This window comes from Ruegeria sp. AB6, from assembly GCF_056542685.1.
Genome location: NZ_JBQGAD010000015.1, coordinates 1 through 12,737, shown reverse-complemented (window position 1 = coordinate 12,737; position 12,737 = coordinate 1). Strand labels below are relative to the sequence as shown.

Annotated in this window: 15 protein-coding genes; 6 read left to right on the top strand and 9 right to left on the bottom strand. The window is 59.0% G+C overall.

Going from position 1 to position 12,737, the window contains the following annotated elements; translation table 11 throughout:
* The first annotated feature begins 3 nt into the window (after window positions 1-3).
* The 4 genes from modB to ACR0DB_RS20670 all read left to right on the top strand — a co-directional run bounded on the left by modB (window position 4) and on the right by ACR0DB_RS20670 (window position 2,769).
* Complete coding sequence (gene modB / locus ACR0DB_RS20685) at window positions 4-696, top strand: molybdate ABC transporter permease subunit (protein ID WP_480552717.1); 693 nt, start codon at window positions 4-6, stop codon at window positions 694-696.
* Complete coding sequence (modC, locus tag ACR0DB_RS20680) at window positions 693-1,790, top strand: molybdenum ABC transporter ATP-binding protein (RefSeq protein WP_480552715.1); 1,098 nt, start codon at window positions 693-695, stop codon at window positions 1,788-1,790. The genes modB and modC overlap by 4 nt, the downstream gene beginning before the upstream one ends.
* A 126-nt stretch (window positions 1,791-1,916) precedes the next feature.
* Window positions 1,917-2,330 carry a hypothetical protein gene (locus ACR0DB_RS20675; RefSeq protein ID WP_480552713.1) on the top strand — a complete coding sequence of 138 codons (414 nt, stop codon included), beginning with the start codon at window positions 1,917-1,919 and terminating at the stop codon, window positions 2,328-2,330.
* Window positions 2,331-2,361: 31 nt separating this feature from the next.
* Window positions 2,362-2,769: a hypothetical protein gene (locus tag ACR0DB_RS20670; RefSeq protein WP_170775791.1), complete on the top strand. Its 408-nt coding sequence runs from the start codon at window positions 2,362-2,364 to the stop codon at window positions 2,767-2,769.
* Window positions 2,770-2,771: 2 nt separating this feature from the next.
* Here the strand turns inward: ACR0DB_RS20670 and hemF are convergent, their stop codons facing one another.
* From hemF to clpS, 4 genes are read right to left on the bottom strand one after another with little or no spacing between them, the layout of a single operon-like run.
* Window positions 2,772-3,656, bottom strand: a complete 885-nt coding sequence (hemF, locus tag ACR0DB_RS20665; protein WP_480552711.1) for an oxygen-dependent coproporphyrinogen oxidase — start codon at window positions 3,654-3,656, stop codon at window positions 2,772-2,774.
* Between the two features lie 4 nt (window positions 3,657-3,660).
* Window positions 3,661-4,458 (bottom strand): SDR family NAD(P)-dependent oxidoreductase, encoded by a 798-nt coding sequence (locus ACR0DB_RS20660; protein ID WP_170775794.1) that lies wholly within the window; start codon window positions 4,456-4,458, stop codon window positions 3,661-3,663.
* Between the two features lie 37 nt (window positions 4,459-4,495).
* Window positions 4,496-5,461, bottom strand: a complete 966-nt coding sequence (locus ACR0DB_RS20655; protein ID WP_480552709.1) for a class I SAM-dependent methyltransferase — start codon at window positions 5,459-5,461, stop codon at window positions 4,496-4,498.
* 24 nt (window positions 5,462-5,485) lie between these two features.
* Window positions 5,486-5,806, bottom strand: coding sequence for an ATP-dependent Clp protease adapter ClpS (gene clpS, locus ACR0DB_RS20650; protein WP_480552707.1), 321 nt, complete (start codon window positions 5,804-5,806; stop codon window positions 5,486-5,488).
* Between the two features lie 115 nt (window positions 5,807-5,921).
* Between clpS and ACR0DB_RS20645 the strand changes: the two genes are divergently transcribed.
* Window positions 5,922-6,623: an HAD family hydrolase gene (locus ACR0DB_RS20645; protein ID WP_170775800.1), complete on the top strand. Its 702-nt coding sequence runs from the start codon at window positions 5,922-5,924 to the stop codon at window positions 6,621-6,623.
* Between the two features lie 281 nt (window positions 6,624-6,904).
* A complete protein-coding gene (locus ACR0DB_RS20640; RefSeq protein WP_480552705.1) occupies window positions 6,905-8,284 on the top strand; it encodes a D-alanyl-D-alanine carboxypeptidase family protein in 1,380 nt (459 codons plus the stop codon).
* An 83-nt stretch (window positions 8,285-8,367) separates the two neighbouring features.
* On the opposite strand, the gene ACR0DB_RS20635 is transcribed toward ACR0DB_RS20640, so the two are convergent.
* From ACR0DB_RS20635 to ACR0DB_RS20615, 5 genes are all read right to left on the bottom strand, one after another.
* Window positions 8,368-9,615: a hypothetical protein gene (locus ACR0DB_RS20635; RefSeq protein ID WP_480552703.1), complete on the bottom strand. Its 1,248-nt coding sequence runs from the start codon at window positions 9,613-9,615 to the stop codon at window positions 8,368-8,370.
* A gap of 150 nt (window positions 9,616-9,765) precedes the next feature.
* On the bottom strand, window positions 9,766-10,527 hold the full coding sequence (locus tag ACR0DB_RS20630) for a LamB/YcsF family protein (RefSeq protein ID WP_170789809.1): 762 nt from the start codon (window positions 10,525-10,527) through the stop codon (window positions 9,766-9,768).
* A 13-nt stretch (window positions 10,528-10,540) separates the two neighbouring features.
* On the bottom strand, window positions 10,541-11,539 hold the full coding sequence (locus ACR0DB_RS20625) for a 5-oxoprolinase subunit C family protein (RefSeq protein ID WP_480552700.1): 999 nt from the start codon (window positions 11,537-11,539) through the stop codon (window positions 10,541-10,543).
* Complete coding sequence (locus ACR0DB_RS20620) at window positions 11,536-12,291, bottom strand: 5-oxoprolinase subunit B family protein (RefSeq protein ID WP_480552698.1); 756 nt, start codon at window positions 12,289-12,291, stop codon at window positions 11,536-11,538. The genes ACR0DB_RS20625 and ACR0DB_RS20620 overlap by 4 nt, the downstream gene beginning before the upstream one ends.
* Before the next feature lie 224 nt (window positions 12,292-12,515).
* Window positions 12,516-12,737, bottom strand: a 222-nt coding sequence (locus ACR0DB_RS20615; RefSeq protein ID WP_480552696.1) for a hypothetical protein, incomplete at its 5' end; no start/stop codon positions are given.

Sequence of the window (12,737 nt, the reverse complement as noted above, 5' to 3'; positions counted from 1 at the left end):
CGCATGGGTTGGCTGGGACCAGATGAGCTTGAGGCGTTGCGACTGTCGCTGCGCGTTTCATTCTGGGCGACGCTGGTGACGCTGCCGTTTGGGATATTCGTGGCCTATGCGCTGGCACGTTGGCGGTTTCCGGGGCGGCAGGTATTGAACGGGCTGGTGCATCTACCCTTGATCTTGCCTCCGGTTGTCACCGGGTATTTGCTGTTGCTGACCTTTGGGCTGCAGGGACCCCTGGGACGCGTGCTGGCGGAGGTCGGCATCGTTTTCGCATTCCGTTGGACCGGCGCTGCGCTGGCCGCCGGCATCATGGCCTTTCCGCTGATGGTGCGCGCGATCCGTCTGTCGATCGAGGCGGTTGACCCAAAGCTGGAGCAGGCGGGGGCGACGCTTGGGGCCTCGCGCCTGATGGTCTTCGCAACCGTCACTCTGCCGATGATCCTGCCTGGCGTGATAGCGGGCGCTATTCTGGCTTTTGCCAAGGCGATGGGCGAATTTGGTGCCACGATCACTTTCGTCTCCAACATCCCCGGACAAACCCAGACCTTACCCTCGGCAGTCTATGCCTTCCTTCAGGTGCCAGGCGGTGAGGCGGCGGCGACTCGACTGGTCGTGATCTCGATCATGATCGCCATGGGCGCGCTTTTGCTGTCGGAATTTATCGGCCGCCGTGTTGCGGCAAGGGTGGCCGGGTCATGAGCTTATCTGTCCGGTTGCAGCACGATCTGCCTCATATCAAGCTGGATCTCAGCTTTGATGCGCCTTCAGGCGTGACGGTTCTGTTCGGGCGGTCTGGCTCGGGCAAAACCACTGTCGTCAATGCCGTGGCGGGGTTGCTGAAACCTGCCTCGGGCCGCGTGGCCGTGGACGGGTGGGAGTTGTTTGACACCGAACAGGGCTTGTGGCTGCCACCGCATAAACGCCGCCTGGGCTATGTGTTTCAGGAAGGGCGCTTGTTCCCCCACCTGACCGTGCGCCAGAACCTGTCCTACGGGCGTTGGTTCGCACCCAAGGGCGCGCGGCGTGAAAACCCGGACAAAGTGATCGAGATGCTGGGTATTGGCCATCTGCTGGACCGCCGCCCTGCGGGCCTGTCGGGGGGTGAGAAACAGCGTGTGGCGATTGGCCGGGCCTTGCTGGCCAGCCCGCGCCTTATTCTGGCCGACGAGCCTCTGGCCGCTCTGGATGATGCGCGCAAGGGTGAGATTCTGCCCTATTTCGAACGGCTCAGGGATGAGGTCTCGGTCCCAATCCTCTACGTCACCCACTCTGCGGCTGAGGTCGCGCGGCTGGCAACTTCGGTCGTTGCTCTGCAGGACGGCAAGGCGGTACGGCACGGACCGGCCTCCGAGGTTCTGGCCGACCCGTCGGTTGCGCCTGCGGGTATCCGCGCGGTTGGCGCGGTGTTGCAGGTTCTGGTGTCGAAGCACCATGCGGATGGCCTCACGGAATTGGATGCGGGCGGGGCCAGCCTGTTTCTGCCGCGTATTCCGCATCAAATTGGTGAGACCCTGCGTATCCGCATCCCAGCGCAAGAGGTCATCCTGTCGAACAAACCGCCCGAGGGGCTTTCGGCCCTGAACGTGCTGTCTGGCACGGTCGACACGATCCGCGCAGGCGACGGGCCGGGCGCTATCGTGTCGCTGCAAACCACTGCCGGTCCGGTTCTGGCCCGCATCACGCGCCGTTCGGTCGATGCGCTGGGTCTGCAAACCGGGATGCAATGTTATGCGGTCATCAAGACAGTTGCGCTTGCCCCGCATGACGTGGGCGGACGGGTGAATCAAAGCTAACCTCTTGCTTTTGTTATCAATTGGGTAACGCAATCGTGGTCAAGCGTGCGCTTGTAACTAAATATTTCAATTCGTCTTATGGACCTAAGCCCAGTGGCATCAGGCCTTTAGGACGGAGGTATTTTCATGAAAGCTATTCTGGCCGCGATTTTTCTGGTTGTCGTCGCAGGGTCCGCGACCGCGCAGTCAAACAGACCGGGGGTGGGGATTTTCCCCACGTTCCAAGTGATTGTCACGCCTGAGAAGGGTGGCGTCTACAGGGTGGAACCGGTCGGCATTTCGTCGGCCCCGGTCTATTGGTGTGGTATTGGGGACTACGCGGTTCAGACCTTGGGCAAGGCAAGAACTCAGCGTATCTACATCGCCGAAGCCTATGTGCCGGGTGCGCGCACCGTCAAATTCTCGTTCGATCCTCCGGCGGACATCGACACGACCCCTGGCTATTCGCTCACTGTTAACCGCGTGGGGGAAAACTTATCTGCGTCGCGGGCCGAAAACCTGTGCTATGATAGCGTTATTGATTTCCGAAGGAAGAAATAGCGCGGCCAATTCGGCCCGATTAAGGACGCAGATGACATCATGGAAAGCGGCGATTGTGGCAATCGCTATTGTAGTGCCGGGCCTGGCACAGGCTGTTGGGGTGGGGTTCAGGTTGAACCCGGCCATTCGGATCAATGTGGCAGACAAGGGCAATGGCGTTTACGAAGTCTCGACGCGGGGAACGTCGGCGCCGGTGGCCTATTGGTGTGGTATTGGCGACTATGCTATTCGGACGCTCAGAACCAAGGCGACACAGCGCATCTATATCTACCGCGCCTACGAAAAACAGACCCGCACCGTGCAGTTCTCCCTAACGCCGCCGGAGGGCGCGGATACCAGCACGAGTTATTCCGTCACCGTCAAACGTGTGGGCGAAAATCTGTCGGCAGCCTCGGCGCAGGGCTATTGCTTTGACAATTTCCTGGAGTTTGGGTTCTGACCTCAAACCCACTTTGCCAAAGGTGGCAAGCTCATCAGCACAGCATCGGGATCGTGGCCGGTTTCCAGCCCGAACTTGGTGCCCCGATCATAGACTAGGTTGTATTCCGCATAGAGTCCGCGATGCACCAACTGGGTGTTTTTGTCTGCGTCATCAAACCCCTGCACCCGGCGCTTTTCAACAAGCGGTAGGAAGGCAGGCAAAAACGCGCGGCCGATATCCTGAGTCAACGTAAAGTCCGCCGTCCAGTCACCGGTGCAATAGTCATCCATGAATATCCCGCCCACACCGCGTGCGCGTTTGCGGTGGGGGATAAAGAAATACTCATCCGCCCACTCTTTGAGGCGCGGGTAATGTCCCGGCCCATGCGGGTCCAGATGCGCCTTTTGGACGGAGTGGAAATGGGCGGTGTCGTCTTCATATTCGATACACGGGTTCAGGTCCGACCCGCCGCCGAACCACCAGGCGTGAGGGGTCCAGAACATTCGGGTATTCATGTGAACCGCCGGGACATGTGGGTTTTGCATATGCGCCACCAGCGAAATGCCCGAAGCCCAGAACCGCGGGTCCTCGGTCATGCCCGGAATGCCCTTGCGCGCTGCCATAGCGTGCTGCGCTCGCTCGCCCAGCGTGCCGTAAACGGTCGAGACGTTGACGCCCACTTTCTCGAACACACGACCGCCGCGCATGACCGACATCAATCCTCCGCCCGCGTCTGACCCATCATCCGAATGGCGCTTGGTTTCCTTGACCTCGAACCGGCCGGGTTGAGCTGCGGCAAAGGGGCCGGTGTCGTGGCTGTCTTCCAGCGCTTCAAACGCGACTACAATGTCGTCGCGCAGTTGGCGGAACCAGGCAGAGGCGGTGGATTTTTCGATCTCGAACATAAGCTTAGTGGGCCGGGGCTGCGACGGGGTCTAGCAGGGTGCGACCGCCGTCAATGGTAAGGATTTGTCCGGTGATGAACCCTGCCGCGTCCGAGGCCAGGAACTGCGCCGTCTCGGTCAATTCGGTCGGGGCGGCAATGCGGGCCAGCGGGGTGTGTTTCTCGATATCATCGCGGAAATCGCGGTTTTCCTTGAGCGTGGACTGCAACGAGGCGCTCATCACCGACCCCAACGCGATCGAGTTTACGCGGATGCGATGCGGGGCGAAGGCCACGGCCAACGATCGCGTCATCTGATCCAACGCGGCGGTCGAGACCGAATAGGCCATCAGGTCCGGGTGCGTACGGCGTGCGGCAATCGAGGAAAGGTTGATGATCGATCCGGCGGGCGCGTCGCCGTCACCGGCCTGTTTGATCATGCGCTTGGCCACAACCTGGCTGAGACGCAGAGCAGGCATCAGGTTCTGATTCAGCAAGGTTTTGACCGAGTCATCATCGGTATCCAGCGGGTCCGACGGGATCACCTGCCGTGAGCCATTGATCAGGATATCCACTTGGTCGAAGGCGTCTATCGTGGCCGAAAGTAGGTTTGCAATGGTCAGTTTTTCACGCAGATCGCCCGCGAAGAAGCGGATGTTGCTGTCATCGGCCTGTTCGCCCAGTTCCTCGGCCAGGCGCTTCTCGTCCATGTCAGCGAACATCACATTGGCGCCTGCATCCGCAAAATGCCGACCGATTGCCAGGCCAACGCCATTGGCGCCGCCGGTCACTATGGCGGTCTTGCCTGTTATGGAAAAGGACATGCGGAACCTCCCTGAGTTGCGCGCAGGTTAACCGGGATCATCGCCGAGGGCGAGAGGCGTGGAACACCTTGAACCGATTGTCTCCGGTCACTTCTTCGACACGCGCGAATGTGTCGTTCAGAGTTGTTTCGTAGGGCAGGTGGCGATTGGCCACCATCCACAGCTCTCCGTGCTTCGCCAGATTGCGCGCAGCGGATTGAATAAAGCCCTGACCCAGCGCGGGGTCTGCGCTGCGCGAAGTGTGAAAGGGCGGGTTCATAACAACCGCGTCCAGCCCCTCGGGCGCACGCCATGTCACGGCGTCAGCCCAATGGAACGATGCCTTTTCGTCGGTGACGTTGGTCTTGGCGCAGGCCAGGGCGATGTGGTCTGCCTCAACCAGATACAGACTGCGCAGCCCTTGTTTTTGCAGCAGGTTGGCGGACAGGAAGCCCCAGCCCGCGCCCAGATCAGCCACCCGCGCGCCTAGTTTAGTGGGCAATGCGTCCAGCAACAGCGCCGAGGCCGGGTCAACTCCGTCCGCTGAGAAGACGCCGGGGGCAGTTTTAAACCCGTCCACCACTTGCGACTTGGGCGCAGCCCAATCGGCGAACGCCGCTGGATCGGAGGTGAACCAGAATATCTTGCCATGCGCCTTGGAAATCGGCCCTTCGACTGGAACGCGTTTGCGAATGTCCTTCAGCAGGCTGTCCACCCCGTCGGTTTTGGCTCCGTCCACAACGATTAAGCCCTCGGCGCGTAAACAGGCTTGTTGCACAAGACTGCGAGCCAGCGACTTGGCGCGGGGCAGAAAGATTACCGCGTCTTGACACGCATGTCTGGCCTCGGGTGTGACGTCAAACCCCTGCGCTTCAAAATGGTCGTGGTATGGTTTGAACGACTGCACCACCTGCGCGTCGCGCGGCATCGCGGACAGGTCGTGGGTAGGTGTCGGACCGATCACAGTCAGCGGCTGTGACAGCGCAAGGCCGCTGTTCAAGGCGAGATCAAGACGAGGGGACATCAGCGATTTACGGGAAGAGTAGTGTTACTCTTCGCGTTCCATGGTGCATTGCAGAGGGTGCTGGTGCCTGCGGGCGAAATCCATCACCTGACCCACCTTGGTTTCGGCAATCTCATGGCTGAAGACGCCAACGACGGCGACGCCTTTCTTATGCACGGTCAGCATGATCTCGAACGCCTGCGCGTGGGTCATGCCGAAGAAACGTTCAAGCACATGAACCACGAACTCCATCGGGGTGTAGTCATCATTCAGCAGAAGGACTTTGTACAGCGGCGGGCGTTTGGTCTTTGGGCGCGTCTCGACCAGGACAGACGAGTCACCCTCGTCATCCGATTTGTCAGACATTGTCCATTCATTTTTTAACATTGCGCGCACCTATACCGATTCAGGCTTCGGTTTATCTGAGCGGTTATATAACGTCCAAGGGGCCAGAGAAAAGAGCCAGCAGGACGCAAATGCAATGGAAAACAAGCTGACCATCGTCGGGTTCGATGCTGATGACACGTTGTGGCACAATGAGCGTTTCTTTCAACTTACACAGGCGCATTTCGCCGACCTTCTGGTAGATCACGCCGAGCGGGATCATCTGATGGACCGCCTTCTGGCCGCTGAAAAGCGTAATATCCGCCATTATGGTTATGGAATCAAAGGCTTCACCTTGTCGATGATCGAGACAGCCATTGAGGTGACGGAAGACCGAGTGCCTGCCTCGGTCATTCGCCAATTGATCGAAGCCGGGCAAGAGATGTTGGCCCACCCTATCGAATTGCTGCCCCATGCCCGCGAAGCGATCGAGGCTGTCGCGACGACTCACAAGGTTGTTTTGATCACCAAAGGTGATCTGATCGACCAAGAGCGTAAGCTGGCCCAATCAGGTTTGGGCGAGCTGTTTGATGAGGTCGAGATCGTTTCGGAAAAGACCGCGGGGACATACACCGAAATTTTCGCGCGTCACGGGGATGGGCCGGAACATGCGATGATGGTTGGCAATTCGATGCGGTCCGATGTGGTCGCCCCGATTCAGGCTGGGTGTTGGGGCGTCTATGTACCCCACGGGCTGATATGGGAGATCGAAGAAGCCGAGGTCCCATCCACCTCACAGCGCTACAAAGAGCTGCGGGATCTTGGGGAGTTGTCGGGGTTCATCAACACGTTTTCCTGATGTTGCCGAATGGCCCCAGTTACAAAAAAATGATGCCAAGGGGCGTGGAGGCGCTGCGTCAGGCGCTGATTTAGTGGGTGTGCGGTGGTTCTGTTCTACATATTGTGGTGCGACACGCCTTGAAACAAACGACGATTTAACCAGCTTTCGGTTTCTTTCGCGCGACCTCTGTGTTACGCTGGTGGGCAATAAAATAAATGATTTGCTGACCGGGAAAACCCGGCGGCCCGAGGTAGACAGAGGCAAAGATCGTGCAGGTTCGGCGGACAGTTCCGGCCCGAATGGGCTTATTTCTTATAGCATTCGTATGGCTGCTTTCCTTGGTGCCGGTGCAATCTGTCGCCGCGCCTTATGCAGCGATGGTGATTGACGCACGCACCGGCGAGGTGCTGCATTCGCGCAATGCCGACACCCGGCTGCACCCTGCGTCACTGACCAAGATGATGACGCTCTATATCGCGTTCGAGGCCGTTCGGAATGGTGAGATTGAGCTGGACACGCAGGTTCGCATCACCAAAGCGGCGGCTGCAGAGCCTCCGTCCAAGTTGGGTTTGCGCTCGGGACAGCGAATTGCTTTCCGGTATCTGATCCGCGCGGCGGCGGTGAAATCCGCAAATGACGCGGCGACGGCCATCGGGATCGCCATCAGCGGCTCCGAAGCAGCATTTGCCCGCCGCATGACCCGGACCGCCAAAGCGATGGGTATGAACCGCACGACCTTCAAGAACGCCCATGGCCTGACCGAGTCGGGCCACCTGTCCACGGCGCGCGACATGACCACGCTGGGGCGGCATCTGCTGTATGATTATCCGCAATATTACAACCTGTTCTCGCGTCGTTCGACCGATGCCGGGATCAAGACGGTGCCCAATACGAACCGCCGCCTTTTGGCCGCCTATAAAGGCGCGGACGGGATCAAGACCGGCTACACGCGGGCTGCGGGTTTCAACCTTGTGGCCTCGGCCAAGCGCAAGGATGAACGGATCATCGCTACCGTCTTTGGCGGCAAATCGGGTGCATCGCGCAATGCCAAAGTGGCAGAATTGCTGGATATGGGCTTCCGCCGCGCTCCGTCGCGCGCGCCCATTCGCAAGCCTTCGCGTCCGGCTTATGCGGGCAATGCCGGGCTGAATGTGCAGGTTGCGCGACTGGTCGGTGCCCCGACCACCAGCCTGCGTCCGGTTTTGCGCCCAAGCGCGGCGACTGTGCAGTTGGCCGGGGCCGTCGCGGCCACGGCGGCGCAGCATAATACACGCATCCAGAATGGGATCGCCGCAGCTATCGCGCAGGCGGATGTGCAGGCCCCGACGGGGGACACACCGCGCCCTGCAGCGCGCCCGGATAGCCTGGTTCTGGCCTCGACCGACCCGAATGTTCAGCCAGAACCCGAGCCCGAAATCGTCACCCGTCTGTCGACCTCGGGTGGACATTTGTGGGGTGTGAATGTGGGCCGCTATACCACGCGATACGAGGCCGAGAAGGTGTTGTTGAAAACCGCTCTGGCAGAAATGACCACTCTGGAAGGCACGTTGCGCAAAGTGAACCAAAGCGCGCGTGGCTTCGATGCGACGTTTCAGGGCATGACCCGCGAACAGGCCGATCTGGCGTGCCGCAGGCTGCAGGCCCGTAACGTCACCTGTTTCATGATCGGGCCGTCATAAGACCCGACATTCTCTCTCCTGGTTGGATTTGGCTGCGAGGAAACTCGCAGCCTTTTTTGCGCTTTATACAAGACATCAGCGCTTCAGTCGAACACATGGCCGTGCTGATATTGCTCATCCTGCCCGGCCGCAGCGGTCAGCGCGGCGACATTATCCTTGGTGAAAAAGCCATCATATTTGTGGCAACGTTCGATATATTCGGTGATCAGCAGCGTGTTTTTCGAGTGTTTCGAGAAGATCTGCTTAAGGTTCGGATCATCCTTACATTCACCCACCACATGGGCCAGAAATGGCACGCCCTTGTCCTTGAGCGTATTCACCACGAAATCCACGTTCTTTTCACCCGCGCCGTGATCGCCATCCTGAACTTCGACCGCCATGTGATGCAGGCGACGGCCGAAATTGCGGACAAAATCCTCGGTCGGCATCGGCAGCTTGGCGAAGGAATTCACGAAGGACGGCGTGTTGTTGGCGGTGAACACTTTGGCAGGCGATTTCTTGTCGTCATCTACGTTTGGGTTTCGGTTCACATTGGTGGACGAATTCATCTCAGAGATGTTGTACGCCCCCCAGAAATAGTAGGGCACCATGGTCAGAAATTCGAGGATCGCGTCCTCACGCTCGCCGGCCAGAACCCGCGTGGCGAGGTGGTCAATGCCCAGCATCAGCGGTGCAATTTTGCTGTCCGCACCAAATGCGGCGGCCTGATCCAGATGGGCTTTTCCGTCGTCGCTCAGCAAAACCCGGTCGCCTAGGCCCAGGCTGTCGGTGTCGTTGAAATCCAGCGTCGAATAGCCCACCCGGTTGCAGGTGAAATCCGACGGGGTTGTGAAGCGCAGGCCATCCAGCGTGTAGAACGGGTTTTCGGTGTCCCCAGAATATTCGAATCGAATATTCTGATCCTGTAGCGTTTGGGTCAGCGCAGTCAGGTCGGAAGCGGCAAAAACCTCTCCGACATAGCGGGTCTGCGGGGTCTTCCGCGCCAGCGGATACATACGGTTGATGCGGGGGATAAAGTCTTCGAACGATGGATTGAGTGGCGCCATCACAACCAGCGCCGGATAGTCGGGATGCGAGTGCAGGACCGAGAATTTATGTGTGTGCCCCAGATAGCTGGCCGTGTGGCGATAGGGCGTCATCACGTAGAGCTCGACCAGAGTGTCAAACAGCGCATCAGTTTCCACCTGTATCACGATTGCCTTCATCGCCCCGACCAGATCGGCAACGCCCGAGCTGGTGCGGCGTTCGTAGATTTTGGGCAGATATTCGGTGAAAAAATCCGAGTTTTTCTTGTCGCCGCGCGGTTGGTAAGACATCAGGTCGAAAGACATTAAGCTATCTCCTTGCTCCTGCGCCTCAAAGGCGGCGCAGGGTGTTGCCGGGATTGTGGTATTCAGAACATGGACTTGTGGTCATGCTAGGGGCTGAAACTGACCCCGGCAACACCAAGGGTGTAGCCGCTTCGTCTTAAGCCAATCTGATCAGCGGATGAACTTCGTCACCTCGACCCCGCCTGCAATCAGGTTTTCGCGCACCGAGGCTGCGATTTGCACTGCCGTTGGGCCATCTCCGTGCAGGCAGATGGTGTCGATCGAAGTTTCTAGCCGTTTGCCGGATTCTGTGATGATGGCCCCTTCGCGCACCATGTTCAGGATGCGTGGGCCAGCTAGGTCGGGGTCATGGATGACAGCGCCGGGCAAGCTTCGATCCACCAGCGTTCCGTCGTCATTATAGGCGCGGTCGGCAAAAATCTCTCCGACCCATTTGCAGCCAAGGTCGCGCACGGCCTCTTCTTGCTTGGTGACGGCCAGCACCATGATGATGATATCGGGGTCCACGTCCAACGCACCCTGATAGCAGGCGCGCGCCATATCCACATCAACCGAGCACATATTGGCCAACGCGCCGTGCAATTTCAGATGCCGGACTTTGGTACCAACCGCCTGCGCCATACCCAACGCGGCCCCCAGTTGATAGCGCACCAGATTGCGCAAGGACGCATGTGGTATTTTCATGTTGCGGCGACCAAAGCCCTGTAGATCGGGAAAGCCGGGATGCGCACCGATCCCAACGCCGTTTTCTGCGGCCAGCGTCATCGTCTGCGCCATCACATCCCAGTCGCCTGCATGAAAGCCACATGCGATATTGGCCGAGGTGATGATCTTCAGCAGGCTGTCATCATCGCCCATCTTCCAGGGGCCAAAGCTTTCCCCCATATCCGCATTCAGATCGACGCTGGGCATCGGCAATTCTCCTTTATTCGGTGGCTGAGATCACTCCGCCGATTAACTGGTAAGACAGAAGGTCCGGGATGTCGTGCGGATCGCGAACCATCGGCTCAACACGGCCGGGCAGCTGCGCCAGATCGGCCAAATAGGCGGCGTGCAGGGTGATGGCCTCTTCCAGAGACACAAACTCAAACCGTATCTCACCCCCAGCCGGGGTTTGCGCCGCGCGGGGAATGTCGCAAGGCAGTACGGTCGCGATACGGGGATAACCGCCCGTTGTCTGACATTCGGGGAGCAGGATGAAAGGATTGCCCGTGCCGGTCATCTGAATGTCTCCGGGAGTAATAACCTCGGACAGGATATTGAGCTGCCCATTGGCGGCAAAGCCCTCGCCCGCGCTTTCAAGCTGCATCCCCATCCGGTTCGCTCGCGCGCCCCGCTGGAAACTGGTCAGCGCGAACCGATCCAGCGTGTCCTGATCGAACAGAGAAGTCTGGAAGCTGGCCAAAACGCGAAGACGCCCCCCGGAAAACCTATCATCGGGCCGCAGCTTCATACCCGCTCGTCCAGCCCCGCCTTTGGCAGGCAACTGATCCCCGGCCTGAACGGCCCGTCCGACCTTGGCGGTCAGATGGGCCGCGCGAGACCCCAGAAACAGAGGCGTATCAATACCGCCGCTCAGGTGGAGGTAGCCATACGTGCCTTGCGTGGCCGCCCCAATGGACAGACGTTGACCTGGCTCCAACCTGTGCGAGGCGTTCCACATGGCCGGACTGCCATCAATGCTGGCCTGCATCGGTGCACCGGTCAGGGCGATATCAGTGCCTAGAGTGGCTTCGAAGTCTCCGCCCATTCCGGCCATTTCCAACGCGGCCAAATCCGTGCTTTGCGCCAACAGCGCCGCGCCTTCGTGAAGGGCCGTAATATCCGCGGCACCCGAACGCGACAGGCCCTGATCCAGATATCCGGTGCGGCCTTGATCCTGTATGGTGCAGGCGGGACCGATGCGCAGAACTGACAGGCTCATCCTTCGATCTCCTGACACGTCGCGCCGCCCATCCCGTCTCCATTGTCTGCGCGGATGGCGTTCAACTCATCGGCAGATATGGGAACGAATTGCATCTCGTCACCGGGTCTTAGGGCAAAGCTGTCGGGCGCATCTGGACGGAAGCATCGGAACGCCGTTTGCCCCACATGCCGCCAGCCCGTGGGTGTAGGCCCCGAAAACAGAACGAATTGCGATATGGCCAGAACCAGGGCACCTTCAGGCACCATAGGGGTCAGATCCTTGAGGCGCGGAATGTTGAATTCCGGCCCAAGCGGCCCGAGGTAAGGTTGCCCAGGGGCAAAACCAATGGTCAGTACCCGCACCCGCGTGGCACTGAGGCGCTGCACAGCCTCGGCCGGTTCCAGACCAGCGGCCTGGGCGGCGTCATCCAATTGCGGCGCAAGCTCACCACCATAAACAGTAGGGACGGTCCAAAGCCTGCGACCCGCAGGCATCGCCGCTTTGTACCAGTCCTGTTGTGCTAACAGGTGTGTCAACCGGTCCTTGATGTCAGAATGCGGCAGCACGGCCGGATCAAAACGAACATAGGCCGACGCCAATGAGGCCGATGTCTCAAGAACGCCGGCCCAGTTTAACGCGTCGATTACCCCTCGAAATGCCAATGCCGCCCTGTTGGAAGGTTCAGCCATGGTATCTGCAAATGAGATCAGCAGCCCGTCGAAGCCAACGGTGCGAATACAGGGAAAAGTGTCAGCGTATTTAGAGGTCATTTCATGATGCGCGCTTATCCTGACTGCGACCTGACCCCATTAGGTCAGATTGCGCAAGGTTAAGCTGGGGCTGTTCTGTTGAAATTGGTTTTTTTGGCGCGGTTCACTTGGTTTTGGGTGGGCGGATTCCGAGTCGAATCCACCCTTCGACTCGGGCGTTATTGTGGCCAAACAGGTATCATCCACTATATATAGACTGGATTGGAGGTTCGCCGTTTGCGTACTTAGGTGATTGCGATGGGTGGACGCAGGTTTCCGTCATCGAAGCGCAGCCTAAGTGATTGTGAAATATAAAAGAAAAAGAGTTTCGCAAAAAAATTTCGCTTTTTGTCATTTTGCTGTTGCAGAGGCCATCGGTAAACCTTAGAACCCCCTTCACCGGCGCTGCTGAGGCGGTGCTGGGGCGCTGGAGACGGTGCTGACGGACTGGAAAGACGGTTGAGACG

What these genes read in the sequence shown, in the direction of transcription:
- ACR0DB_RS20675 (WP_480552713.1), top strand. Translation starts at nt 1,917, where the DNA reads ATGAAAGCTATTCTGGCCGCGATTTTTCTGGTTGTCGTCGCAGGGTCC.
- ACR0DB_RS20640 (WP_480552705.1), top strand. Translation starts at nt 6,905, where the DNA reads ATGGGCTTATTTCTTATAGCATTCGTATGGCTGCTTTCCTTGGTGCCG.
- ACR0DB_RS20660 (WP_170775794.1), bottom strand. Translation starts at nt 4,458, where the DNA reads ATGTCCTTTTCCATAACAGGCAAGACCGCCATAGTGACCGGCGGCGCC.
- ACR0DB_RS20670 (WP_170775791.1), top strand. Translation starts at nt 2,362, where the DNA reads ATGACATCATGGAAAGCGGCGATTGTGGCAATCGCTATTGTAGTGCCG.
- ACR0DB_RS20620 (WP_480552698.1), bottom strand. Translation starts at nt 12,291, where the DNA reads ATGACCTCTAAATACGCTGACACTTTTCCCTGTATTCGCACCGTTGGC.
- clpS (WP_480552707.1), bottom strand. Translation starts at nt 5,806, where the DNA reads ATGTCTGACAAATCGGATGACGAGGGTGACTCGTCTGTCCTGGTCGAG.
- ACR0DB_RS20630 (WP_170789809.1), bottom strand. Translation starts at nt 10,527, where the DNA reads ATGCCCAGCGTCGATCTGAATGCGGATATGGGGGAAAGCTTTGGCCCC.
- hemF (WP_480552711.1), bottom strand. Translation starts at nt 3,656, where the DNA reads ATGTTCGAGATCGAAAAATCCACCGCCTCTGCCTGGTTCCGCCAACTG.
- ACR0DB_RS20645 (WP_170775800.1), top strand. Translation starts at nt 5,922, where the DNA reads ATGGAAAACAAGCTGACCATCGTCGGGTTCGATGCTGATGACACGTTG.
- modB (WP_480552717.1), top strand. Translation starts at nt 4, where the DNA reads ATGGGTTGGCTGGGACCAGATGAGCTTGAGGCGTTGCGACTGTCGCTG.
- ACR0DB_RS20625 (WP_480552700.1), bottom strand. Translation starts at nt 11,539, where the DNA reads ATGAGCCTGTCAGTTCTGCGCATCGGTCCCGCCTGCACCATACAGGAT.
- modC (WP_480552715.1), top strand. Translation starts at nt 693, where the DNA reads ATGAGCTTATCTGTCCGGTTGCAGCACGATCTGCCTCATATCAAGCTG.
- ACR0DB_RS20635 (WP_480552703.1), bottom strand. Translation starts at nt 9,615, where the DNA reads ATGTCTTTCGACCTGATGTCTTACCAACCGCGCGGCGACAAGAAAAAC.
- ACR0DB_RS20655 (WP_480552709.1), bottom strand. Translation starts at nt 5,461, where the DNA reads ATGTCCCCTCGTCTTGATCTCGCCTTGAACAGCGGCCTTGCGCTGTCA.